Origin of the sequence: uncultured Friedmanniella sp. (genome assembly GCF_964244005.1) — a bacterium.
Lineage (GTDB): Bacteria > Actinomycetota > Actinomycetes > Propionibacteriales > Propionibacteriaceae > Microlunatus.
Map to the genome: position 1 here is coordinate 87766 of NZ_CAXTHG010000004.1, position 23417 is coordinate 111182.

Annotated in this window: 26 protein-coding genes; 17 read left to right on the top strand and 9 right to left on the bottom strand. The window is 72.1% G+C overall.

Annotation, left to right across the window (positions count from 1 at the left end; genetic code table 11):
• Positions 1-38 precede the first annotated feature (38 nt).
• A complete protein-coding gene (locus ACFE76_RS03875; protein WP_375430423.1) occupies positions 39-1754 on the top strand; it encodes a VanW family protein in 1716 nt (571 codons plus the stop codon).
• 37 nt (positions 1755-1791) lie between these two features.
• Here ACFE76_RS03875 and ACFE76_RS03880 read toward each other — a convergent pair whose 3' ends face one another.
• On the bottom strand, positions 1792-2784 hold the full coding sequence (locus ACFE76_RS03880) for a GNAT family N-acetyltransferase (RefSeq protein ID WP_375430424.1): 993 nt from the start codon (positions 2782-2784) through the stop codon (positions 1792-1794).
• Positions 2785-2902: 118 nt separating this feature from the next.
• On the opposite strand from ACFE76_RS03880, the gene fdxA reads away from it, so the two are divergent.
• Together fdxA and dapC are read left to right on the top strand one after the other, a co-directional pair.
• Positions 2903-3229 (top strand): ferredoxin, encoded by a 327-nt coding sequence (gene fdxA, locus ACFE76_RS03885; protein WP_375430425.1) that lies wholly within the window; start codon positions 2903-2905, stop codon positions 3227-3229.
• A gap of 19 nt (positions 3230-3248) precedes the next feature.
• Positions 3249-4340: a succinyldiaminopimelate transaminase gene (dapC, locus tag ACFE76_RS03890; protein WP_375430426.1), complete on the top strand. Its 1092-nt coding sequence runs from the start codon at positions 3249-3251 to the stop codon at positions 4338-4340.
• Positions 4341-4411: 71 nt separating this feature from the next.
• Here dapC and ACFE76_RS03895 read toward each other — a convergent pair whose 3' ends face one another.
• Both ACFE76_RS03895 and dapD read right to left on the bottom strand, forming a co-directional pair.
• Entirely contained in the window at positions 4412-5281 is an 870-nt protein-coding gene (locus tag ACFE76_RS03895; protein ID WP_375430427.1) for a hypothetical protein, read from the bottom strand.
• A 2-nt stretch (positions 5282-5283) separates the two neighbouring features.
• The gene (gene dapD, locus ACFE76_RS03900; protein ID WP_375430428.1) at positions 5284-6249 is read right to left on the bottom strand and encodes a 2,3,4,5-tetrahydropyridine-2,6-dicarboxylate N-succinyltransferase; all 966 of its coding nucleotides are present in this window, start codon (positions 6247-6249) and stop codon (positions 5284-5286) included.
• 74 nt (positions 6250-6323) lie between these two features.
• Between dapD and dapE the strand changes: the two genes are divergently transcribed.
• The 5 genes from dapE (at position 6324) to ACFE76_RS03925 (ending at position 9796) form a co-directional block, all read left to right on the top strand.
• The gene (gene dapE, locus ACFE76_RS03905) at positions 6324-7385 is read left to right on the top strand and encodes a succinyl-diaminopimelate desuccinylase (protein WP_375430515.1); all 1062 of its coding nucleotides are present in this window, start codon (positions 6324-6326) and stop codon (positions 7383-7385) included.
• A 197-nt stretch (positions 7386-7582) separates the two neighbouring features.
• The gene (locus ACFE76_RS03910) at positions 7583-8305 is read left to right on the top strand and encodes a TIGR00730 family Rossman fold protein (RefSeq protein WP_375430429.1); all 723 of its coding nucleotides are present in this window, start codon (positions 7583-7585) and stop codon (positions 8303-8305) included.
• A gap of 98 nt (positions 8306-8403) precedes the next feature.
• Positions 8404-8739, top strand: a complete 336-nt coding sequence (locus ACFE76_RS03915) for a DivIVA domain-containing protein (RefSeq protein ID WP_375430430.1) — start codon at positions 8404-8406, stop codon at positions 8737-8739.
• Positions 8736-9224, top strand: a complete 489-nt coding sequence (locus ACFE76_RS03920) for a hypothetical protein (RefSeq protein WP_375430431.1) — start codon at positions 8736-8738, stop codon at positions 9222-9224. The genes ACFE76_RS03915 and ACFE76_RS03920 overlap by 4 nt, the downstream gene beginning before the upstream one ends.
• Positions 9221-9796 carry a DNA-3-methyladenine glycosylase I gene (locus ACFE76_RS03925; RefSeq protein ID WP_375430432.1) on the top strand — a complete coding sequence of 192 codons (576 nt, stop codon included), beginning with the start codon at positions 9221-9223 and terminating at the stop codon, positions 9794-9796. Before ACFE76_RS03920 ends, ACFE76_RS03925 begins: the two co-directional genes overlap by 4 nt.
• Here ACFE76_RS03925 and ACFE76_RS03930 read toward each other — a convergent pair.
• Positions 9783-10577: an enoyl-CoA hydratase/isomerase family protein gene (locus ACFE76_RS03930; RefSeq protein WP_375430433.1), complete on the bottom strand. Its 795-nt coding sequence runs from the start codon at positions 10575-10577 to the stop codon at positions 9783-9785. The two genes, ACFE76_RS03925 and ACFE76_RS03930, sit on opposite strands and share 14 nt — an antisense overlap.
• Before the next feature lie 101 nt (positions 10578-10678).
• Between ACFE76_RS03930 and ACFE76_RS03935 the strand changes: the two genes are divergently transcribed.
• On the top strand, positions 10679-10846 hold the full coding sequence (locus ACFE76_RS03935; RefSeq protein ID WP_375430434.1) for a DUF3117 domain-containing protein: 168 nt from the start codon (positions 10679-10681) through the stop codon (positions 10844-10846).
• Between the two features lie 63 nt (positions 10847-10909).
• On the opposite strand, the gene glgA is transcribed toward ACFE76_RS03935, so the two are convergent.
• Positions 10910-12091: a glycogen synthase gene (gene glgA / locus ACFE76_RS03940; RefSeq protein ID WP_375430516.1), complete on the bottom strand. Its 1182-nt coding sequence runs from the start codon at positions 12089-12091 to the stop codon at positions 10910-10912.
• 126 nt (positions 12092-12217) lie between these two features.
• Between glgA and glgC the strand changes: the two genes are divergently transcribed.
• Entirely contained in the window at positions 12218-13444 is a 1227-nt protein-coding gene (gene glgC, locus ACFE76_RS03945; RefSeq protein WP_375430435.1) for a glucose-1-phosphate adenylyltransferase, read from the top strand.
• An 81-nt stretch (positions 13445-13525) separates the two neighbouring features.
• Here the strand turns inward: glgC and ACFE76_RS03950 are convergent, their stop codons facing one another.
• The gene (locus ACFE76_RS03950; RefSeq protein ID WP_375430436.1) at positions 13526-14185 is read right to left on the bottom strand and encodes an O-methyltransferase; all 660 of its coding nucleotides are present in this window, start codon (positions 14183-14185) and stop codon (positions 13526-13528) included.
• 96 nt (positions 14186-14281) lie between these two features.
• On the opposite strand from ACFE76_RS03950, the gene ACFE76_RS03955 reads away from it, so the two are divergent.
• The 6 genes from ACFE76_RS03955 to ACFE76_RS03980 all read left to right on the top strand — a co-directional run bounded on the left by ACFE76_RS03955 (position 14282) and on the right by ACFE76_RS03980 (position 19697).
• Positions 14282-14509, top strand: coding sequence for a biotin/lipoyl-binding carrier protein (locus ACFE76_RS03955; protein WP_375430437.1), 228 nt, complete (start codon positions 14282-14284; stop codon positions 14507-14509).
• Between the two features lie 23 nt (positions 14510-14532).
• On the top strand, positions 14533-15429 hold the full coding sequence (dapA, locus tag ACFE76_RS03960; protein WP_375430438.1) for a 4-hydroxy-tetrahydrodipicolinate synthase: 897 nt from the start codon (positions 14533-14535) through the stop codon (positions 15427-15429).
• 246 nt (positions 15430-15675) lie between these two features.
• Entirely contained in the window at positions 15676-16290 is a 615-nt protein-coding gene (gene sigE, locus ACFE76_RS03965; protein ID WP_375430517.1) for an RNA polymerase sigma factor SigE, read from the top strand.
• On the top strand, positions 16287-17906 hold the full coding sequence (locus tag ACFE76_RS03970; protein ID WP_375430439.1) for a zf-HC2 domain-containing protein: 1620 nt from the start codon (positions 16287-16289) through the stop codon (positions 17904-17906). The genes sigE and ACFE76_RS03970 overlap by 4 nt, the downstream gene beginning before the upstream one ends.
• 44 nt (positions 17907-17950) lie before the next feature.
• Positions 17951-19270, top strand: coding sequence for a S1C family serine protease (locus tag ACFE76_RS03975; RefSeq protein WP_375430440.1), 1320 nt, complete (start codon positions 17951-17953; stop codon positions 19268-19270).
• Between the two features lies 1 nt (position 19271).
• Positions 19272-19697, top strand: a complete 426-nt coding sequence (locus ACFE76_RS03980) for a sec-independent translocase (protein ID WP_375430441.1) — start codon at positions 19272-19274, stop codon at positions 19695-19697.
• 114 nt (positions 19698-19811) lie between these two features.
• Here the strand turns inward: ACFE76_RS03980 and ACFE76_RS03985 are convergent, their stop codons facing one another.
• Positions 19812-20981, bottom strand: coding sequence for an Mrp/NBP35 family ATP-binding protein (locus ACFE76_RS03985; RefSeq protein ID WP_375430442.1), 1170 nt, complete (start codon positions 20979-20981; stop codon positions 19812-19814).
• A 146-nt stretch (positions 20982-21127) separates the two neighbouring features.
• On the opposite strand from ACFE76_RS03985, the gene ACFE76_RS03990 reads away from it, so the two are divergent.
• A complete protein-coding gene (locus ACFE76_RS03990; RefSeq protein WP_375430443.1) occupies positions 21128-21325 on the top strand; it encodes a hypothetical protein in 198 nt (65 codons plus the stop codon).
• Between the two features lie 202 nt (positions 21326-21527).
• Here ACFE76_RS03990 and ACFE76_RS03995 read toward each other — a convergent pair whose 3' ends face one another.
• The gene (locus ACFE76_RS03995) at positions 21528-22121 is read right to left on the bottom strand and encodes a DUF1003 domain-containing protein (protein ID WP_375430444.1); all 594 of its coding nucleotides are present in this window, start codon (positions 22119-22121) and stop codon (positions 21528-21530) included.
• Complete coding sequence (locus ACFE76_RS04000) at positions 22114-23397, bottom strand: magnesium transporter MgtE N-terminal domain-containing protein (protein ID WP_375430445.1); 1284 nt, start codon at positions 23395-23397, stop codon at positions 22114-22116. Before ACFE76_RS04000 ends, ACFE76_RS03995 begins: the two co-directional genes overlap by 8 nt.
• Between the last annotated feature and the right edge of the window lie 20 nt (positions 23398-23417).

The following is a 23417-nucleotide window of genomic DNA, read 5'->3' on the forward strand; positions in this document are numbered from 1 at the left end:
CTGTTCCCTCGTCCGCTGGCGCGGCGCCGACTGCTCCGGTGCCTCCGGACGCGACGCGTCGCGCCCACCTCGTCCGCATCCTGCGGGTGGCCGGTGCCGCGGTCGCCTTCGTGGCCGCGCTCTACCTGCTCGGCCACCTGGTGGCCGGCGACCGGCTGCCCAAGGACGCCGTCATTGCCGGGGTCCCGGTCGGCGGACTCGGGGCGGCGCAGGCCGAGGACCGGCTGACGGCTGAGCTGGGCCCGCGGGTTGCTGAACCCCGGAAGGTGGTCGCGGCCGGGACCACGGCGTCGCTGCTGCCGGCGGAGGCGGGACTGGGCGTCGACTACGCCGCCAGCGTCCGAGCCGCAGGTGGGGGACACCCGTGGAGCCCGCGCCAGATCGTCCGGGTGCTGGTCACCGGCGGTGGGGCGACCGAGGCGGTCGTGACGGTGGACCGCGCCCGGCTGGAGGCTGCCCTGGCCACCGTGGCGCAGGAGGTGGACCGCGAGCCCGTGAACGCCGGGCTGGTCTATCGCGACCAGGCTTTCGTGGTGAGGAAGGCAAGGGCCGGCGTCGAGCTGGCGCGACCGCAGGCGGCGGCCGCGCTGACCGACGGCTGGCTCGGGACCGACCCGGTGGACCTGCCGGTCGAGGACGCGCCGCCGGTGGTGACCACGGCCGAGGCCAAAGCCGTGCGCAGCGCAGTCGCCTTGCCTGCGGTCTCCGGCCCGGTCCGGGTGCAGGTCGGCGACGGCGGCCGGATCTCGGTGACCCCGGCGATGATCGGTGCGGCCCTGGACTTCCGCGAGCAGGACGGGACGCTCGTCCCCGACCTCGACGCCCAGACGTTGCGTGAGGCGGCCGATGCGGCGGTCCGCGAGGTCGCCTCGAGCAAGCCCCGCGACGCGACCGTCCGGCTGGTCGACGGGCGGCCGACGGTGATCCCGGCGGTCGAGGGCGCCACGGTGGCGGCGTCCGCCCTGGCCAAGGCCGTCGAGCCGGTGCTGACCAGGAAGGGCGACGACCGGACGGCCACCCTCGAGCTGTCCGGCGCGAAGGCGTCCTTCTCGACCGCCGACGCTGAGGCGCTCGGCATCACGGAGAAGACCGGCAGCTTCACCACCTACTTCCCCTACGCCGAGTACCGCAACGTCAACATCGGCCGCGCGGCCGAGCTGATCAACGGCACCGTCCTCAAGCCGGACGAGACGTTCTCGCTCAACAAGGTGGTGGGGGAGCGGACCAAGGCCAACGGTTTCACCGAGGGCTTCATCATCTCGGGCGGGAAGTTCAAGCGTGAGCTCGGCGGCGGGGTGTCCCAGAGCGCGACCACGACGTTCAACGCGATGTTCTTCGCGGGGCTGAAGGACGTGGAGCACCAGCCGCACACGCTCTACATCGACCGCTACCCGCCGGGGCGGGAGGCTACCGTCGCGTGGCCCGACCTGGACCTGAAGTTCCAGAACGACACCCGCTACGGCGTGCTCGTGCAGGCCGAGGTCACCCCCGCCAGCGCGAGCCAGCGCGGCTCGATCACCGTCACGATGTGGTCGACGAAGACGTGGGACAAGGTCGCCTCCACCGCACCGGCGAAGTCGAGCTTCACCACCGGCCGCGACCTCGTCGACGACTCCGCCTCGTGCGAGCCCCAGGCGCCCGCGCAGGGCTTCGACGTCTCCTACAGCCGGCTCTTCTACCGCGACGGCGAGGTCGCCAAGCGGCAGAACTTCTCCTGGCGCTACGGCCCGACCGACCGGATCCGCTGCAGCTGAGGGCTCCTCGCCATCAGTGTGTTCACTTCCGTGGCGACTACGCCACGGAAGTGAACACACCATCGCCAGCCGGCGGCGCCAGGTAGCGGTAACGGTGGTGCAGGCGGAAGCCCAGCCCCTCGTACGCGGTCACGGCGGCCGTGTTCGCGGTGGCGACCTGAAGGTAGGCGTAGCGGGCGCCGTTCCGGGCGGCCCAGTGGCCGAGTGCGCGCAGGACGTCCGTCGCCCGACCCCGCCGGCGGTGCTCGGGGCGTGTCCAGACGGCGGAGCAGCCGAGCCAGTCGCCGTTCAGGTGACCCCGACCGATGGCGACCGGTTCGCTGTTCCCCGGCTCGCCGCTGGCGCTGGCGAAGCCGGTCGGCGGGTGGCCGGCGAGGATCAGCCGCAGCAAGCCCGGGTCGACGTCGGCGGGCCGGCTCTCGGCGTAGGCGTTCCACCACGCCACCTCGAGGGTCTCGGTGACACGGACGCCGGTGGGCGGCCGCTCGGTGCCCAGCAAGTCGGCCAGCCGGATCGCCAGCACGTCGGTGGGCACGTAGCTGTCGACCCAGCCGAGCGCCTGCAGCGCCGCCTCGGGGTCCCCGCCCTGCACCACCTGCGCCCGCGGCGGAATCGCGTTCAGCGCCGCGTACGCCACGATCCGGCGCGCGGCTTCGGCTACCGGGACGTGCGGATCGCCGACCGCCAGAGCGCTGTTGGCCCGTCCGGTGAAGCCACCGCCGGCCCGCAGCACCCAGTCGCCCAGCGGCTCGGACAGGGCCAGCCAGCCGGGTAGGGCGACGTGCTCGAGCTGGTCGGGGCTGATGACACGGTCCGGGGGCGGCCCGCCGGCCGCCGCCGGCACCTGGCGGGCGGCTACCACCGCGGCCCGCTCGACGACGGTCAGCTCGCAGCCGCCGCGGTGCACATAGACCTGCTCCTCGGTCACCAGCTGCAGCCAGCCGATCACGTCGGTGGCCGCGCCGTCGGGCGTCCGGTACCGGACCGTCCAGCGTTGGCCGGGCTGGGCCGCCCGGAGGAGATCGTTCATCGCCACCGTCTCGTAGGTGAACCTTCGTGGAGCGCGTGCACTGCGAGGGCGATACTAGGGCGAGCACGTCCGACCCCGGCCAGTTCCGTGGGTACCAGCATGATTCGAGGAGTGACTTGTGACGTACGTCATCGCCCAGCCCTGTGTGGACCTCAAGGACCGGGCCTGCGTCGAGGAGTGCCCGGTCGACTGCATCTACGAGGGTAAGCGGATGCTCTACATCCACCCCGACGAGTGCGTCGACTGTGGCGCCTGCGAGCCGGTCTGCCCGGTCGAGGCCATCTTCTACGAGGACGACACCCCCGAGGAGTGGAAGGAGTACTACAACGCGAACGTGGACTTCTTCTCCGACCTCGGCTCACCCGGCGGCGCGGCCAAGCTCGGCGTGATCGACAAGGACCACCCGCTGATCGAGGCGCTACCGCCGCAGGAGCAGGCCGAGTGAGCCTGCTGCCCGTACGCCCGTGAGGGTCTCCGCGGCTCTGCCGGACTTCCCCTGGGACACCCTGGCCGCCGCCAAGACCCTCGCCTCCGCCCACCCGGACGGCATCGTCGACCTGTCCATCGGTACGCCGGTCGACCCCACACCCGAGCTGGGTCAGCGGGCGCTGGCCGCCGCCGGCGACAGCCCGGGCTATCCGCAGACGGCGGGTACCCCGCAGCTGGGCGCGGCGATCGCGGCCTACCTGGCCGGGCGGTGGGGAGCCGAGGGGATCACGGCCGCAGCGACGTTGCCCGTGATCGGCACCAAGGAGCTGGTGGCCTGGCTGCCGACGCTGCTCGGGCTCAACCAGGACGACCTGGTGGTGGTGCCGCGGACGGCCTACCCGACCTACCTGGTCGGCGCCCGGCTGGCGGGCTGCCGCAGCCGGGCGGTCGACGACCTGGCTGAGCTGGGCGACCAACGGCCCACCATGGTCTGGCTCAACTCCCCGTCGAACCCGACCGGTGAGGTGCTGTCCGCCCCGGTGCTCGCCGAGCGGGTCCGCGACGCTCGGGCCCGAGGGGCGGTCGTGGTCTCCGACGAGTGCTACGGCGAGTTCGGCTGGGAGGCCGAGCCGACCTCGGTGCTGCACCCGGACGTCTGCGGCGGCGACCACACCGGGCTGCTGGCCCTGCACTCGCTGTCCAAGCGTTCCAACCTGGCCGGCTACCGGGCCGGCTTCGTGGCCGGCGACCCGGTGCTGGTCGAGGAGCTGCTGGCCGTACGCAAGCACGCCGGGATGATCGTGCCGCGACCGGTGCAGGAGGCGATGACGGTCCTGCTGGCCGACTCCGCCCACGTCGACGAGCAGCGCCGGCGCTACCAGGGCCGGCGCAAGGTGCTGCGCCCGGCGCTGACCGCGGCCGGCTTCCGGATCGAGCACTCCGAGGCCGGGCTCTACCTGTGGGCCACCCGGGACGAGCACGGCCGCGCCTCGGTCGACCATCTCGCCCGGTACGGCATCCTGGCCGCCCCCGGCGACTTCTACGGTGAGGCCGCTGCCTCGTACGTCCGGCTCGCCCTGACCGCACCCGACGAACGCATCGCCGCGGCCGCTGCCCGACTCTCCTGACTACCGACTTGTCAGCGGCGGTGGTCGCCAGGGCGACCACTGACGCTGACAACTCGGTGGCAGGGCGTGGGTCAGCGCAGGGTGACGCGGACCTCGCCGGTCCCGAGCATCGTGCGGTTGACCTCCCAGGCGGCGAGGGTGGTGCCGTCGCTGGTCCAGGTCCGGTCGGCGACGGTGACCGAGACGACGCCGTAGCGTGCCGCGTTGGCCACGGCGTGCTGGCCGTACGCCCAGGCCAGCGTCGCCTTCCCCGCCCGGACGGTCACCGTAGGGCCGTCGACGGCGTGGTCGACCGTGCCCAACGTCTTCTCCATCGCCGTGACCAGACCGTCGCTGTTCCCGGCGCGATCCTGGCGTTCCAGGCAGCTGATGCCGGCGGTCGACCGGCCGGTCAGGACGCTGGCGAGCACCCGGCCGTCGGCCTCGTGGTCGCGGTAGGCGTCCGGGAAGCCGCTGCGCTGCACCTGCTGCGCCACCTCGGTGATGTCACCGTCCTCCCAGCCCTTGACCTTGACCAGGGCGTCGTAGAACGCGCCGGTGGCGTAGTAGGGGTCCTTCAGCTGCTTGACCGTGCCCCAGCCCTGGGACGGACGCTGCTGGAACAGCCCGACCGAGTCCCGGTCGCCACCGTCGAGGTTGCGGATCCCCGACTCCTGGTAGACGGTCGCCATCGCGATCGAGGCCGCCCGCGGCGCCAGCCCGCGACGGACCGAGAGCCCGACGATGATCGAGGTCAGGTGGGCCTGCTCGAGGCTGAGCACCACGGAGGACTCCCCGGCCGTGGCCACACAGCGCTGCTGGCCCGGGACGGGCGCGGTCACCCCACGGTCGCGCAGCAGGGCGAAGCCGGCGATGGCCGCGCCGACGACGAGCAGCAACGCCAACGTGAGGCAGCCGAGGCCGCGTCGGGTGAGGTGGCTCCGGGGCTTGGGCGGGGCCACGGTCAGTTGGCGTGCAGGGCTTCGTTCAGCTCCACGCCGACGCCCACCCGCCGGCGGACCTCGATGATGCCCGTCAGGGAGTTCCGGAGGAAGAGCAGGTTGGGCTCGCCGGACAGGGTGCGGGCCTTGACCACCTGGCCGCCGGGCAGGGTCACCTTCGTGCCGGCGGTGACGTAGAGTCCGGCTTCGACCACGCAGTCGTCGCCGAGGGCGATGCCGACGCCCGCGTTCGCGCCCACGAGGCAGCGCTCGCCGATCGAGATCACCTCGGTCCCGCCGCCGGACAGGGTGCCCATGATCGAGGCGCCGCCGCCGATGTCGGAGTCGCGGCCGACGATGACGCTGGCCGAGATCCGGCCTTCGACCATCGAGGTGCCGAGCGTTCCGGCGTTGTAGTTGACGAAGCCCTCGTGCATGACGGTGGTGCCCTCAGCCAGGTGGGCGCCGAGCCGGACGCGGTCGGCGTCGGCGATCCGGACCCCGCTCGGCAGCACGTAGTCGACCATCCGGGGGAACTTGTCGACGCCGTACACCGTCACGTGCCCGAGCCGGGCTCGCAGCCGGGCGCGGACGGTCTCGAAGCCGGGCACCGCGCACGGCCCCGCGTTCGTCCAGACCACGTTGGGCAGCACACCGAAGATCCCGGCCAGGTTGACCGTACGGGGGGCCGTCAGCCGTGCGCTGAGCAGGTGCAGCCGCAGGTAGGCGTCTGAGGTGTCGACCGGCGGGGCGTCGAGGTCGGCCACCACCCGTACGGCCTCGGTACGCACGCCGCGGTCCGCGTCGATGACGGTGGCGGCGGCCAGCTCGGCCGGCGCTCCGCCGTCGAGCTCCGCGTCGGGCGCGGGACCGAGCGCCGGCGCCGGGAACCAGGTGTCCAGCACGCCGACCGTGTCGGAGACCGTCGCCAGCCCCCACCCCCAGGCCGTACGTCCCTGCGTGGCCTGCGGCGCCGTCTCGGTCGTCATGGGCCTTGACCCTACCGGGAGCCGCTGTGCCCGGTCTGCTGACGACGGGCCACTAGATTGCCGGGGTGACCACCCTGGATCTCGAAGGCGACGTCGTCGCGCTGCTACGGGCGCTCATCGACGTCGAGTCGGTCAGCGGCGACGAGACGGAGGTCGCCGACCTGGTCGAGCAGGCCCTGCGGCCGTACGGGCACCTGCAGGTGAGCCGGTACGGCAACGTGGTGGTCGCCCGGACCGAGCTGGGCCGCGCCGAACGGGTCGTGATCGCCGGCCACCTCGACACGGTGCCGATCGCGGACAACGTCCCCTCCACCGTCACCGAGGAGGGCGGCCGGACCCTCATCTGGGGGCGGGGCGCCTGCGACATGAAGGGCGGGGTGGCCGTCCAGCTGGCCGTGGCCGCCGCCCTGACGGCCCCGCGCCGTGACCTGACCTGGATCTTCTACGACGGTGAGGAGGTCGAGGAGCACCGCAACGGGCTGAAGGCGCTCGCCACCAGCCACCCCGAGCACCTCGACGCGGTGTTCGCCGTGCTCTGCGAGCCGACCAGCGCCCGGATCGAGGGCGGCTGCCAGGGCACGATGCGGGCCGTCGTCGAGCTGACCGGTCTGGCCGCGCACTCCGCGCGGGCCTGGAAGGGCCACAACGCGATCCACGACGCGGGTGCGGTGCTGGCGGCTCTGGCCGCACACACCCCAGCCGAGGTCGAGGTGGACGGGCTGACCTACCGCGAGGGCCTGAACGCCGTCCGGATCAGCGGCGGCATCGCCGGCAACGTGATCCCCGACCGGTGCGAGGTCGAGGTCAACTACCGCTTCGCGCCCGACAAGTCACCGGCCCAGGCCGAGGCGTACGTCCGGGAAGTCCTGAAGGGCTTCCCAGTACGGGTCACCGACGTCGCCGCCGGCGCGCGGCCCGGGCTCGACCAGCCGGCCGCGGCGGAGTTCCTGACTGCGGTCGGTGGTGAGCCGAGCGCCAAGTTCGGCTGGACCGACGTGGCCCGGTTCAGCGCCCGCGGCGTCCCGGCGGTCAACTTCGGTCCCGGTGACCCCAACAAGGCCCACGCCGACGACGAGTTCTGCCCCGCCGACGAGGTCGTCGGCTGCCGCGACGCGCTGCTGCGCTGGCTCGGTTAGTCCCGCGGTGCGGGGCAGCCTCCTCGTAGTCTGTCGCCCCTCATTCTTGGGCTTGGCGGCGCCCAGGGCACGCACCTCGCGGCGTTCACCTCGTCGTGCTACGACCCGGTAGCCCTTCCTCGTCGGCCTTGCGATGCACGCACCTGGACGCCGCCAAACCACAAGGCTCAGAGGCGACAGACTACTAGGCTGAGGCGATGTCGGACCACCGCTACGCCCAGGGACCCGTCGTCCGCGAGGGCGATCAGGTGCCGGACACCACCACCGACCAGCGGCTGCTGGACGAGCCCGGCTCGAACGAGTGGCTGCACAGCGACCCCTGGCGGGTGCTGCGGATCCAGGCGGAGTTCGTCGAGGGCTTCGGGACCCTGTCCGAGCTCGGGCCGGCGATCAGCGTCTTCGGTTCGGCGCGGACGTCGCCGGACGATCCGGCGTACGCCACCGCCGAGCTGATCGGACGCCGGCTCGCCGAGGCCGGTCAGGCGGTCATCACCGGCGGCGGACCCGGGGTGATGGAGGCTGCGAACAAGGGGGCGGCGGCCGGCGGCGGGGTCTCGGTCGGACTCGGGATCGAGCTGCCGACGGAGTCCGGCCTCAACGCCTACGTCAACCTCGGCATCAACTTCCGCTACTTCTTCGTCCGCAAGACCATGTTCGTCAAGTACGCGCAGGGCTTCGTGGTGATGCCCGGCGGCTTCGGCACGCTGGACGAGCTGTTCGAGTCACTCACCCTGGTGCAGACCCGCAAGGTCACGTCCTTCCCCGTGGTGCTGTTCGGCCGGGCCTACTGGTCCGGCCTGCTGGACTGGCTCGCCGGCCCGGCGCTCGCGGCGGCGACGATCTCGGCGTCCGACCTGGACCTCCTACACCTGACCGACGACGTCGACGAGGCCATCTCCCTGGTGCTGGGCGACCGCTGATCAACAAGCTGCGACATGGTGCCGCGAGTACGCGGCACCATGTCGCAACTTATCGAGGTCGCATCCTCGTCGCTCGTCGCCTCTGGCACGATCGGTCCATGGAATGGTTCATCGCGGCGGCCGCGATCGTGGCCCTCGGGATCGCGGCGGTCGCCGCGGCGGGAGGCGGAGGCGGGATGAGCAGGGAACCGGTGTACGACACCTACCGTCAGCAGCTGCCCGCCCGGCCGCTGACGGCCACCGACATCGAGCAGGCCCGCTTCGGGGTCACGCTCCGCGGCTACGCGATGGGTCAGGTCGACGACCTGCTGGAGCGTCTCGGCCGCGAGATCGCCGAGCGGGACGCACGGATCGCCGAGCTGACCGGGGCCCCCGTGGTGGAGCCGGACGCGACGTCGTCTGGTCCGGACCAGCAGCTGCCGGTGCGTCGGTGAGCGCCCGGCTCGAGGCAGGGATCGCCACCGACGCCGACCTCGACCGGGCGTGGGAGGTGCTGGTCGACTGGACGGGCCAGTCCCGCTGGATCCCGCTCACCACCCTGCAGGTGCACACCGACCACGCGGCCGGTCTCGGCGTCCGGGTCGCCGCCCTCTCGGGCTTCTGGCTGGCCGGCCTGCCGATCGGGCTGCTGGACAACTTCGTGGTCACCGGCTGGTCGCCTCCCGCCGACGGCGAGGCCGAGCTCGAGATCCTGCACCTGGGGCCCTACTTCACCGGCGAGGGCGTGTTCCACCTGAGCGACGTCGGCGGCCGTACCCCTCACGGTCGGACACAGATCAGCTGCACCGAGGTCGTCACCGTACCCGGGGGTGCGCCGGTGAACGCCCTGGTCGGGCTGACCCTGCCGCTGATGCGGGCCGGCTTCGGGGTGAGCCTGCGCCAGTTCGCGGCGGTCGCGGAGGGCAGGCGGGGCGCGTGAGGTCCCGCGCGAGCGCAGGTCCGGACGGCAAGCTGCGCTGTCCGTGGGCGCTCGGGTCGCCGGAGTACCTCGACTACCACGACACCGAGTGGGGACAGCCGGTGCGCAGCGTGACCGGCCTCTACGAGCGGATGACGCTGGAGGCGTTTCAGTCCGGGCTGGCCTGGATCACGATCCTGCGCAAACGGGAGGGGTTCCGGGCCGCGTTCGCCGGCTTCGACCCCGAACGGGTCGCGGCGTTCGACGAGACGGACGTGGCGCGGCTGCTGGCCGATCCTGGCATCGTCCGCAACCGCGCCAAGATCGAGGCGGCCGTGGCGAACGCGCGCGTGGTGGCCGACCTCGGACCGGCGTACGCGGAGCTGATCTGGTCGTTCCGGGTCGTCGACCGGCCTCGGCCGACCGACGAGCACCGCGCGACCTCGCCGGAGTCGGTCGCGTTGGCGAAGGCGCTCAAGGCTGCAGGCATCCGCTTCGTCGGCCCGACGACCGCGTACGCGCTGATGCAGGCGTGCGGGCTGGTCGACGACCACCTTGCCGACTGCTTTGTCCCGCCCGTCACTGACCGGTGAAGACCGGCCGCTGCTTGGCCAGGAACGCGTCCACGGCGCTCCGGTGGTCGGCGGAGCCGCCCGTACGACGCATCTGCTCGGCCTCGAAGGCCAGCGACTCGGCCAGCGGTGCTCCGGCCGCGTAGCCGACCGCCTGCCTGATGGCCCCGTACGCGAGGCTGGGTCCGGCGGCCAGCGCCCGCGCCCGCACCGCCACCCGGTCGGCGAAGTCCTCGTCCGGGACGACTTCGGTCGCGATCCCCAGTGCCAGCGCTTCCGCTGCCGAGACTGACCGGCCGCTGATCAGGAGCTCCATCGCCCGGGTGGTGCCGATCAGGCGGGGCAGGGTCCACGAGCAGCCGGTGTCGCAGGACAGGCCGACGCCGGCGAACGCGAGGGTAAAGCTGGCGGAGGTCGCGACCAGTCGGACGTCGGCGAGGAAGGCCAGCGAGGCGCCCGCACCGGCGGCGACCCCGTTGACCGCGGCCAGCACCGGCTTGTCCATGGTGTGCAGGGTGAGGGCGATCGGGTTGTACTGCTCCGGGACGGTCCGCCACACCTCCGCCGCCGAGCTCTGGGTCAGCCGTTGGACGTGTTCACGCAGGTCTTGACCCGCGCAGAAGGCCCGTCCGGTGCCGGTCAGCACGACCGCTCGGACGCCTCGGTCGGCTGCGAGATCCCGCAGCCCGGTCAGCAGCGCGGACTTGGCGTCGTCGTCGAGGGCGTTGAGTGCCTCCGGTCGCGAAAAGGTGACGGTGCCGACGGCGTCGGCCACCTCGATCAGGACGCCAAGGCTGGTCATCAGACGACAGTATCCGCGGGGTCTGCGGCCCCCGCAGGTGCCCGTGCCGAGGATGCGGGATGATTGGAGAAACGCCCGAAGACGACAGACAAGGATGGACGATGGCTGCAATGAAGCCGCGGACTGGTGACGGCCCCATGGAGGTCACCAAAGAGGGCCGTGGGATTGTCATGCGGGTGCCCTTGGAGGGCGGTGGACGCCTCGTCGTCGAGCTCAACGCGACGGAGGCCGCCGAGCTCGCCGGTGCCCTGAAGGAAGTTGTCGGCTAACAATCACCCGAACGCCCCACGAGCCCCGTCGCACCGTCTGTGCGGCGGGGTTCTGTTCTGAGGTCAGGACCCGTGGACGCGGATGGCCTCGCGGTAGACGTCGACGGTCTCGGCGGCGATCTTGGCCCAGCTGAACTCGTCGATGCAGCGCTGCCGGCCGGCAGCACCAAAAGCAGCGGAGAGGCGCTGGTCGGCGGTCAGGGCGTTGATCCGCTCAGCCAACGTGGCCTCGAACTGGGCCACGGCGGCGGGGTCGCCGGCGGCGGCCGGGTCGTAGGGGACGAGGTAGCCGGTCTCGCCGTCCACCACCACCTCGGGGATGCCGCCGACGGCGGAGGCGACGACGGCGGCCTCGCAGGCCATCGCCTCCAGGTTGACGATACCGAGCGGCTCGTAGACCGACGGGCAGGCGAAGACCGTCGCGTGGCTGAGGACCTGGCGGACCGAGGCGCGGGGCAGCATCTCCTGCACCCAGATCACGTTCCCGCGGGCGGCCTTGAGGTGGCCGAAGGCCTCGTCGAACTGGGCGGCGATCTCCGGGGTGTCCGGGGCTCCCGCCAGCAGCACGAGCTGGGTGCCGGCGTCCAGCTGCTCGGCGGCCCGGACCAGGTGGATCAGGCCCTTCTGCCGGGTGATCCGGCCGACGAAGACCACCGAGGGCCGGTCGAGGTCCATGCCGAGGCCCCTCACGATGTCGGTGCCGAGGTCGGGGCTGAACTCGTCGGTGTCGATGCCGTTCTTGACCACGTGCACCTTGGCCGGGTCGAGGTCGGTGTAGGACTCCAGGGTGCCGGTGCGCATCCCGTTGCTGACCGCGATCACCGCGTCCGCGCCCTCGAACGCGGTCCGCTCGGCCCAGGAGGACAGCTGGTAGCCGCCGCCGAGCTGCTCGGCCTTCCACGGCCGGTGCGGCTCCAGGGAGTGCGCGCTCACCACGTGCGGGATGCCGTGCAGCAGGCCGCTCAGGTGGCCGGCCAGGTTCGCGTACCAGGTGTGGGAGTGCACCAGGTCGACCTCGGGCACGGCTGCGGCCATCGACAGGTCGGCGCCGAAGACCCGGAGTGCGGCGTTCGCGCCCGCCGGATAGGTCTCCGCGTGCGCGGTCGCGCCCTCGCGGGGCTCGCCCATGCACTGCACGTCGACGTCGATCAGCTTGCGCAGCTGCGGCACCAGCTGGGCGACGTGCACACCGGCTCCGCCGTAGATGCTCGGCGGGTACTCCCGGGTCAGCAGCGAGATGGACAGCTTGGCGTCATCAGCGACGGTCGTCATGCTCCGCATGCTCCCACAGGACTCCCGGCCGCGTATGGGCTGGTCGACGCGTCGGGACCCCCCTTGTCGACGGATCGGCCGACGCCCTAGGTTTCGGTTATGGCGGCGCGACCGAAGGTGCTCTCGATTGTCCTGGCTGGCGGCGAGGGAAAGCGGCTGATGCCGTTGACCGGGGACCGGGCTAAACCGGCCGTCCCGTTCGGCGGCACCTACCGCTTGATCGACTTCGTGCTGTCCAACCTGGTGAACGCCGAGATGCGGCAGATCGCCGTGCTGACCCAGTACAAGTCCCACTCTCTCGACCGGCACATCTCGCTGACCTGGCGGATGTCGACGATGCTCGGCAACTTCGTGACGCCGGTGCCGGCGCAGCAGCGGCTCGGCCCGCACTGGTACCAGGGCAGCGCCGACGCGATCTTCCAGTCCCTCAACCTGATCCTCGACGACGAGCCCGACTACGTGGTGGTGTTCGGCGCCGACAACATCTACCGGATGGACGTCAAGCAGATGCTCGACGCCCACATCCAGGGCGGCCTGGCCTGCACGGTGGCCGCGATCCGCGTGCCGCGGGCCCAGGCGAGCGCGTTCGGCGTGATCGACGCCGGACCCAACAACAAGATCGAGCAGTTCCTCGAGAAGCCGGCCGACCCGCCCGGGCTGGCCGACGACCCTGAGTCCTCGTTCGCCTCGATGGGCAACTACATCTTCACCACCGAAGCCCTGATCGAGGCGCTGACCAGCGACGCCGAGCTGGACGGTTCCCGCCACGACATGGGCGGCGACATCATCCCCAGCTTTGTCAACAGTGGCGATGCCCAGGTCTATGACTTCAGCGCCAACGAGGTGCCGGGCAGCAGCGACCGCGACCGGGCCTACTGGCGCGACGTCGGGACGATCGACGCCTACCACGAGGCCCACATGGACCTCGTGTCGATCGACCCCGTCTTCAACCTCTACAACATGGACTGGCCCATCTGGACCTACCCCGTCCAGATGCCGGGCGCGAAGTTCACGCTGCGCGGTCTGTCGCTGGACTCCATCGTCAGCCCGGGCTGCATCATCTCCGGCGGCTCGATCGAGAGCTCGGTGCTGTCCCCGAACGTCCGGGTCTCGGAGAACTCGAAGGTCAGCCGGTCAGTCGTCCTCTCCAACGTCCGGATCGGCCGGAACGCCGAGGTCCGCGACGCCATCCTGGACAAGAACGTGGTCGTCCCCGACGGCGGCAAGGTCGGCGTCAACCGCGCCGACGACATCGCCCGCGGCTACACCATCTCCGACACCGGCATCACCGTGGTCGGCAAGGGCGTGACGGTCAAGCCCGTCTGACCACGGAGAAGCTCAGGGAAAGCGCAACCCCTTCGGGGCCCTCGACAGGCTCGGGACGCGTTCCCAGGTCGCTGGCCCGGCTCAGCGCTTGACGGCGACGAGCAGGCCGTCGCCGACGGGCAGCAGGGCGGGCACGAGGTCTTCGTTGTCACGGACGAGCTCGAGCGCCGCGCGGACCGACTCGGTCTCCTCGTCGGTCTGGGACGGGTCGGCGGTCTGGTCGTGCAGCAGGGCGTGGTGCACGGCGAGCACGCCGCCGTGGCGCAGCAGCCGGACGCCCTGTTCGACGTACTCGGGGAACTCCATCGTGTCGCCGTCGACGAACACGAGGTCGTACGCGCCGTCGCTCAGCCGCGGCAGGACGCTCAGCGCGGCGCCGGTGATCAGCCGGAACCGCTGGGTCGGGATGCCGACGGAGACGAACGCGCGCCGGGCGGCCTGCTGCGGGCCCGGCTCGACGTCGACGCTGGTCAAGATGCCGTCGGGCTGCATGCCGGCGAACAGAGCCAGCCCGGACACCCCCGCCCCGGTGCCGATCTCGACGACCGCCCGCGCGTTCGCGACCCGGGCCAAGAAGGTGAGGACGTTGGCCGGTCCGCGCCCCAGCGCACTCACCCCGAGCGGGGCCCCGCTGTCCCGGGCCGCCGACGCCGACTCGGACTCGGGGACGAACTCCTCGGTGTACGCCCAGGTGGCGGGCTTCGGAGCGGTCTTGGGGGAGGTCTTGGCTGACACGGTCACGGGGGCGAGCATAGCGATACCGGCTCGGGCTCTGCCTTCCTGTGTCGACGGCCCAGCGCGCCGGGGCCGGGGTGCTGGCGGCCCTACGATGTCGTCATGAGCCATACCGTCGTCGCCGAGCTGGTGGCCGCCGTGATGAAGGTCGAGGTGGCGGTCGGCCAGCGGGTGGCGGCGGAGGACCCGGTCGTGCTGCTGGAGTCGATGAAGATGGAGATCCCGGTCCTGGCCGAGGTCGCGGGGACCATCGTGGAGGTGGTCGTGGACGCCGGCGACGTGGTCAACGACGGCGACCCGCTGGTGGTCATCGAGCCCAGCCGTAGCTGAGCGGGACCACTAGAGTGTGGGCCATGACTGCACCGCCGTTCGGTCGCCTGCTGACGGCCATGGTGACCCCGTTCGACGCGGACGGCCGGGTCGACCTCGACCGGGCGGCCGAGCTGGCCGACCACCTGGTTGACGAGCTGGGCCACGACGGCCTGGTGGTCAACGGCACAGCGGGGGAGTCGCCCACCACGAGCGACGCCGAGAAGGCCGACGTGCTGCGCGTCGTGCTGGACGCGGTCGGCGACCGGGCCGCCGTGCTGACCGGGGTCGGCACCTTCGACACCGCCCACTCCTGCGAGCTGGCGGAGCAGGCGGCCAAGCTCGGGGCCGCGGGGCTGCTGGTGGTCACCCCCTACTACTCCAAGCCGCCCCAGAGCGGGCTGCTGCAGCACTTTCGCGCCGTCGCGGACGCCACCGACGTCCCGGTGATGCTGTACGACATCCCGCACCGCTCCGGCGTACCGATCCTCACCGACACGATGCTCCGGCTGGCCGAGCACCCGCACGTGGTGGCGGTCAAGGACGCCAAGGGCGACCTGGTCGCGACCGCGTCCGTCACGGCCGCGACGGACCTCGCCTACTACTCCGGTGAGGACGCGCTGACCCTGCCGCTGCTGTCGGTGGGCGCGGTCGGCGTGGTCGGGACGTCCACCCACTTCTGCGGCGCTGAGACCAAGGCGATGATCGAGGCCTACGTGGGCGGTGACGTGGCCGGTGCGCTGGCCCTGCACCGGCGGTTGCTGCCGCTGTTCACCGGCATCTTCGCCACCTCGGGAGCGATCCTGGTCAAGGCGGGACTCGCCTTGCAGGGCCGGTCCGTCGGTGGCCTGCGGCTGCCCCTGCTCGAGGCCACCGAGGCCGATCGCCAGGCTCTCGCCGCCTGCCTGACGTCGGTCGGTCTGCCGGCGGGAACGGCGTAGTCGAGCCGCTCGTTCTCCCGACCAGGAGGTGGAGACGTGCACAGGTGGTTGACAGGCTTCGGCCAGCGCTGTGCCAGCATCGGTGGCGACACTGGGACCGACTCGACGCTGATGGCGGGTCGTGCCCAGCGCGAGGAGACCGACCCGATGGCCCGTACGTCCGCTCCGGGACCGTGGCCAGCCCCGGACCCCAGCCAGTGGCAGCCGCCCGTTGACGCTGAGCCCGAGGCGCCCGAGGCGCCCGAGATGGCGGAGTGGGTCCCACCCAGCTGGGAGGAGATCGTCCGCGACCACAGCGCCCGGGTCTACCGGCTGGCGTACCGGCTGACCGGTAACCCCCACGACGCGGAGGACCTCACCCAGGACGTCTTCATCCGGGTGTTCCGGTCACTGCACCGGTTCCAGCCCGGGACCTTCGAGGGCTGGCTGCACCGGATCACCACCAACCTCTTCCTCGACGGCGCCCGGCGCCGGCAGAAGATCCGCTTCGACGGCCTGGGCGAGGGTGCGGAGGAGCGGCTGCGGAGCAGCTGGCCCACGCCCGCCCAGCAGCTCGCCGACGCTGACCTGGACCATGACGTTGCCGCCGCGCTGGCCGCCCTGACCCCGGAGTTCCGTGCGGCCGTGGTGCTCTGCGACATCGAGGGCCTGAGCTACGACGAGATCAGCACGGTCCTCGACATCAAGATCGGTACCGTCCGCAGCCGGATCCACCGCGGTCGCGCCCAGCTGCGGACCGCCCTCGCGCACCGGCGTCCGACCGGCGAGCGGGCGCGTTACCTGGGCGTCGCGGTCGAAGCCGGGCTCATCCAGGCCGTCGGCGCCCGAGGATCCACGCGGGAGCCGGAGCAGGTGAGGTGAGGCGCGGCCGTACCCGCCGCGCCCCCTGCGCCGACCTGGCCGAGAACCGGTCCGCCCTCGTCGACGGCGCGCTCGACCCGGAGCGCCGCGAGCGGCTGCTCGTGCACCTCGTGCACTGCACGTCCTGCCGGGCCGAGGTCGCTGAGCTGCGTCGGCTGCGGGACACCCTGCGGATGCCGACGGGTGGCGAGGCCCCGCGTGAGCTCGCCCAGCGGCTGGTCTTGATCGCCGGGGCCGAGGCGACGGCCCCGCTGTGGAGCCGCCCGTTCCGTCGGACCCGTCCGGGGAGCCTGACCAGCCGGCGACGGACGTTGCGGCTGCGCCGGACCGCGGCGGCCGTCGCGGTCGGCGCCACCGTGGCCGGGGTCAGCGTGGTCGGCTACCTCGCCGCGCCCGCGGACACCCTGACAGCGGTGGCCGACCCGGGCTCGGAGGCCCGGACCGAGTTCGCCTCGATGCTCGCCCAGCTGCCCCTGACCAACGATGCCCTGGGCGCGGTCATGTCGACCCGGGTCGCTGCCCTCAGCACCGCGACCGGATCGACCCAGACCGGGACCGCCCAGACCGGGACCGCCCAGACCGGGACCACCCAGACCGGGACCGCCGCGCCCGGGACCGCAGGGACCGGGCTGCCTGACGTCGGGCCGACGGTCGGCACCCGAGCCCTCGACGCCGCGGCGGCGCAGGCCACGCTGGCCCGGGCGGCCGTCGCCGCCGAGACGGTGGGGTACGCCGGCCGGCAGGTCTACGTGGCCGCGTCCGGTTCTACGCCGGTCCGGGCCACCGTCGAGGTGGAGGCCGTGGCCGGTGAGGGAACCTGGTCGCGGGTGCTGGACCCGGCCGGCCAGGTGGTGGGCAGCGGGTACGCGAAGGCGACCTCGGTGAACCGGCTGAACGACTCCCACCTCGTGTCGCTGCTGGAGTCGCACTACAGCCTCGCCGCCTGGACCGGAGCCGAGGCGGCAGGGCGCTCGGCCACGATGGTCGAGGCGCGGCGCGCGGGCCAGCTGGCCGCCCGTTGGTGGGTCGACGACGCCACCGGGATCGTCCTGGCCCAGCAGGGCTTCGACGACACGGGTAGGCAGGTGATGCAGGTGGCCTTCACCAGCGTCGAGCTGCGCCCGCACGGGCTCGCGGCGCCTGATCCCGCCCAGCCCGCTGAGCCTGCGCAGCTGAAGCTGCCGACCACCGACACCGTGCTGACCCTCAGCGCCGCCCCCGCCCTGAGCCGGCAGGGCTGGTTCTGCGCCGACGAGCTGGCCCGGCTGTCGCTGGTCCGGCTGCGTAGCAGCTCGGGCACGCCGGCCGCGCTGCACCTGGTCTACAGCGACGGCGTCGCGACCGTCAGCGTCTTCGAGCAGCAGGGCCGGCTGGCCACCGCCCCGTCCGGCTCGGCCTGGGACGGCGCGCTCGGCGCCTACGTACAGGACGGGACCTCGAGCCTGGCCACGTGGCAGTCCGACGGCACGGTCTTCACCGTGGTCACCGACGGATCGGCGGAGCTGCTGGCCTCGGCCGTCTCCGCGTTGCCCCACGCGCCGCTGCCGGAGCGAACTACGATGAAGAGGATTCGAGCGGGCTGGGGACAGATTCTGGCCGACGTGTGGGGCCAGTGACCCAGAGGAGAAGTTCCGTGACGCTTTCGGAAGGTCGCTAGCTCATGGCCGACAGCGACCACCCGGCTCCAGGCGGCCAGGGCAACCCGGACGACCGCTACTACGGTCCGTTCGGACCGCCGCCGGAGGACCCGTACGCCCCGCGCGGACCGGGCTTCGACTCTGCGCCCACCTGGGCCGCTCCCGCACCGCCGCCCGCCCCACCGATACCGCTCGTCGCCGCCACCGCGCTGCCCGGGTCAGGCAGGCGCGGACTGCGCGGGGGTTCGGTGGTGGCGGTTGCCGCCCTCACCGCCGTGGTCATCGGCGGCGCGGCCGGGTACGGCGGGTCGCGGCTGGCCGGTGGGTCGTCGGCTGCGGCTCCGGTGTCCGCCTCGAGCCCGACGACCGGCCCGGTCGGACCGTCCGCGTCGACTCCCGACCCCTCGACCAGTGCGAGCCCGCTGGCGCCCGCCCCCGCCCAGGCCAACACGGTCGAGATCGCCAGGCGGGTGGTGCCGGCCACGGTGATGATCCAGGTCGGCAACGGCACGGGTTCAGGGTTCGTGCTCGACAAGGCCGGGCGGATCATGACCAACAACCACGTGGTGGCTGAGGCCGCCGACGGCACCAAGATCAAGGTCGTCCTGGCCGACGGGCGGCGACAGTCGGCGACCCTGCTGGGCCGCAGCCCCTCCTACGACCTGGCCGTGATCAAGGTCGACGCGCCGGGCACGCTGACCCCGCTGCCGGTCGGCCGGTCGGCCTCGCTGGCCGTCGGCCAGCCGGTGATCGCGGTCGGTGCCCCGCTCGGGCTGCCGGGCACCGTCACCCAGGGGATCGTCAGCGCGAAGGACCGGCCGGTCGTCGTGAACGCCAGCTCGGCGGCCGACGCCCCGACCGCCTACATCAACGCGATCCAGACCGACGCCCCGATCAACCCCGGTAACTCTGGCGGCCCGTTGGTCGACGCCGGCGGCCGGGTGATCGGGGTCAACTCCGCGATCCTCACCCTCGGTGCCGGCCAGGGCCAGAACGGCAACATCGGCCTGGGCTTCGCCATCCCGATCGACCAGGCCACCGCGATCGGCAAGCAGCTGATCGCGCGGGGCAAGGCCCGGTATCCGGTGATCGGCGCGACCGTCGCGGACGGCTCCACCTCCGGCGTCCAGCTCGAGAGCGTCGAACGTGGCGGGCCGGCCGCGGACGCGGGGCTGCGGCCCGGCGACGTCGTCACCAAGATCGACGACCGCAGCGTCACCACGATGGAAGAGCTGATCGTCACCGTACGCACCCACCTCCCTGGGGACAGTGTCGTGCTCGACTACACTCGCGGCTCGTCGCGTCGGTCGGCGAAGGTGACCCTGGGCAGCAAGGAGGGCTGAGGTGCTGACGCCTCTGCTGCTCGACATCAACGGCCCCGAGTTCATCCTGCTGCTGGTGCTCGCGGTCATCCTGTTCGGACCCGAACGGCTGCCCGACCTGGCCCGCAAGGCGGCCCGGGTCGTCCAGTACGTGCGCACCCTCGCCGGTACGGCCCAGGACCAGCTCAGCAAGGAGCTCGGGCCCGGCTTCGAGAACCTCGACTTCCGCGACCTCAACCCGAAGTCCTTCATCCAGAAGCACCTGCTGGACGAGGTCCAACCGATCGTCGCCGACGTCAAGGCTGAGCTCGCCGGCGTCTCGTCGACCGTCACCGGCGCCGCGGATGACGTCAGGGGCGCGATCGACGGCGCGAAGGACGAAGAGCCCGTGGTCGGCGCCAACGCCGACGCACGGGTGCTCACCCCGTTCGATCCCGACGCGACCTGATCCCGCACCCGTCCCACAGGCCGACATCACGATCACCTGGGGCAAGAAACCAGACAACGCGGCCTTCGAGAGGCTCAGGGCGTGTCGTCCCTGGGCCAGCTCGACGGCGTGGGCTCAGCGGCCGGCGGGAGCAAGTCCCAGCTGGCGGCCCAGCAGGTTGCGGCCGCGGCGGTCGAGGCCGTCGGCGAGGGCCTGCAGGGCGCGGGCGGACGGCAGGTCGGGCTCGGAGCTGATCACCGGGACGCCCTCGTCGCCGCCGACCCGCAGTCGTGGGTCGAGCGGCACCTGGGCGAGCAGCGGGACGGCGTAGCCGAGCCGGGTCGTCAGACCGTCGGCGGTGTCCTGACCGCCGCCGCTGCCGAACACCTCGTGCCGCTGCTCCTCACCGCAGTGCGGGCAGGTGACGGCGAGGTAGGACATGTTCTCCACCACCCCGATCACCCGCTGGTTCATCATCGAGGCCATCGTCCCGGCCCGCTCGGCGACCTCCGCGGCGGCGGCCTGTGGCGTGGTCACCACGAGCACCTCGGCGTTCGGCAGCTTCTGGCCGAGGGAGATGGCGACGTCACCCGTACCGGGCGGCAGGTCGAGCAGCAGGTAGTCCAGGTCGCCCCAGTAGACGTCGGCCAGCATCTGGGTCAGGGCGCGGTCGAGGATCGGGCCGCGCCAGGCGATCACCTGGTCGCGGCGCGGCTTGAGCATCCCGATCGACATCACCTTGAGGCCGTTGGTCGGCACCGGCATGATCATGTCGTCGACCGAGGTCGGGCGGGCGTCGGCGACGCCCAGCATCGCCGGCACGGAGTGGCCGTAGATGTCGGCGTCCAGCACGCCGACGCTGCGGCCGGCCGCGGCCAGCGCGAGCGCGAGGTTGACCGTCACCGAAGACTTGCCGACGCCGCCCTTGCCGGAGGCGACCGCGATCACCTTGGTCAGGGTGTCCGGTCGGGCGAACGGGATCTCCCGATCGGGCTGGCCGCCCTTGAGCTGTTCGCGCAGTGCGTGCCGCTGGTCGTCGCTCATCACCCCGAGGTCGACCTGGACGGCACTGACCCCGGGCACCGCCGACACGGCGGCCGTGACCTCGCGGGTCAGCGTCTCCTTCATCGGGCAGCCGGAGACGGTCAGCAGCACCTCGATCCGGGCGCCACCGTCGGCGTCCACCTCGACGGCGTTGACCATCCCCAGCTCGGTGATCGGCCGCTTGATCTCGGGGTCGTCCACCTTGCTCAGGGCGGTCTGGATCGGGGGCAGCAGGGGATGGTCGAGGACGGCGGCACGCATGGATCCAGCCTAGGCGAGCCCTACGACAACGGCTGACCAGCCGCCGTCGGCAGTGCCACTGTGAAGCACCTCGCGATCCGCCTGAGCCAGGCTCGGACGTCTCGGCTGAGCTGAGAGCCGTGCGAGACGCCGAGCGGTACTGAGAGGTGGCGCTGTACCTCGACACGTCCGCCCTGGTCAAGCTGGTGGGGGCGGAGCCGCAGACGGCGGCCTTGCGAACCTGGCTCGCCGGCGGTGACCGCAGACCAGTCAGCTGCGGCCTCGCGCGCACCGAGCTGCTGCGGGGGTGCGTCGGGTCGCCGCACACCGAGCCGAGCTGGCCCGCGCTGTTCTCGACTCAGTGACGTTGCTCGAGGTGCCCGCCGCGGTGTTCGAGGCCGCAGGCCTGCTGCAACCTCCGCTGCTCCACCCTCTCGACGCGGTGCACCTCGCCTCGGCTCTGACCCTCGGCGACGACCTCGAAGGCCTTGTCACCTTACGACGACCGGCTCGCCGAGGCGGCCCGGGCCAACGCGGTCGTGGTGGCAGCTCCGCGCTGACGCTGGGTCAGCGGTGGTCGTCGCGTTGGCTCGGGCGTGAGCGGTGGTCGCCGTCGCGTGGGCCCGGCCGGGGGCCGTGGTCGCCGAGCGCGGTCCGTGCGTCCTCGGCCTCGAGCTCAGCCAGCATCGTGCGTAGCTCGGCCCGCAGCTCAGACCGGACGTAGTCGCGGGTGGCGAGCTCGCCGACGGAGTTGCGCAGGCTGGCGATCTCGCGGGCCAGGAAGTCCATGTCTGCACGGTTCTGGTCGTTCTGAGCCCGGTCGGCGTCCAGCCCCACCCGGTCGCGACCTTCCTGCCGGTTCTGCGCGAGCAGGATCAGCGGGGCGGCGTAGGAGGCCTGCAGCGACAGGACCAAGGTCAAGAAGATGAACGGGTAGTCGTCGAAGCGGGGTCGGTCGGGACCGGCCGGGACGTTCCACAGCACCCAGACGATGACGATCACCGTCATCCAGGCCAGGAACCTCGCCGTCCCCATGAAGCGCGCGAAACCCTCGGCGAACTGGCCGAACGCGTCCCGGTCGAGCTCGAAGCGCGGCAGCTCGAAGCGTCGGCGGGAGCCTGGGGTGTTCAGTCGCGCGGACGCGCGCTCGGCCTTAGCCACGGCTCACCGGCGAGGCGATCGCCAGACCGTCCAGCTGGGTGCCGCGCCAGTCCTGCGGCAGGACGTGGTCGAGCACGTCGTCGACGGTGACCGCCCCGATCAGCCGGTGCTCGGCGTCCACCACGGGCGCGTTGACCAGGTTGTAGGTGGCGAAGTAACGGCTGACGGCGTGCAGGTTGGCGCTCGCGACCAACGGTTCGAGGTCGCTGTGGATCAGCGACGAGACCAGCGTGGACGGGGGTTCCCGCAGCAGCCGCTGGAAGTGCACGGCGCCGATGAAGCGGCCGGTCGGGGTCTCCAGGGGCGTCCGGCAGACGTAGACCATGCAGGCCAGGGCGGGGGTGAGCTCGGCGTCACGGACACGGGCCAGCGCCTCGGCGACCGTGGCGTCCGGCGGCAGGATCAGCGGTTCCGGCGTCATCATGCCGCCCGCGGTGAACTCCGCATAGCTCAGCAGCCGGCGTACGTCCTTGGCGTCCTCGGGCTCCATCCGCGCGAGCAGCACCTCGGCCAGCTCGGGCGCCAGCTCGGCGATCAGGTCGGCGGCATCGTCACGGTCCATCTCCTCGAGCACGTCGGCGGCCCGGTCGACGTCGAGCGCGGTGATCAGCTGCACCTGCTCGTCCTCGGGCAGCTCCTCGAGGGCGTCGGCCAGCCTGGCGTCTTCCAGCGCGGAGGCCACCTCGGCGCGGCGTTCCGGCGTCATGTCGTGCAGCTCGCGGGCGACGTCGGCGGCCTTCATGTCCTCCAGCTGGGCCAGCAGGTGGTCGATGCCCTGACCATGATCAACACTGAGCATCTTGATCATGGACCAGTCCACGATCGTCGTGTGGTGGCCGCGGCGGCCGAAGCGTCCCGGCTTGGCCTCGTCCCGCAGGGCCACCTCCGACAGCTCCCACTCCGGCGTCCGCACCGGGCGCATCGCGACGTCGAAGATCGTCGCGCCCATCGGATGGTCCAGCCGTTCGACCGTGGCGTCGAAGAGGTCGTCGATCACGAGCGTCTCGGACTCCCGGCGCTCGAAGCGGCGGGTGTTGACGGGCCCGGTGATCATCACCTGGAGGGCGTCCAGCCGGCGTACCCAGGACATCGGGACGAAGATCCGCTGTCGGGCGAACTGCTCGACCACGATCCCCTTGACCCGGGGGGCCCGGCCGGCCGGGCGACGCTGGATGACGACGTCGCGCGCCTTGCCGACCTGGTCGCCGGCAGCGTCCAGGACCGGCAGCCCCCGGATCCGGGAGATGAAGACCGAGGTCGCGCTGGAAGGGGCCACCTGAGGATTATCCCGCAGTG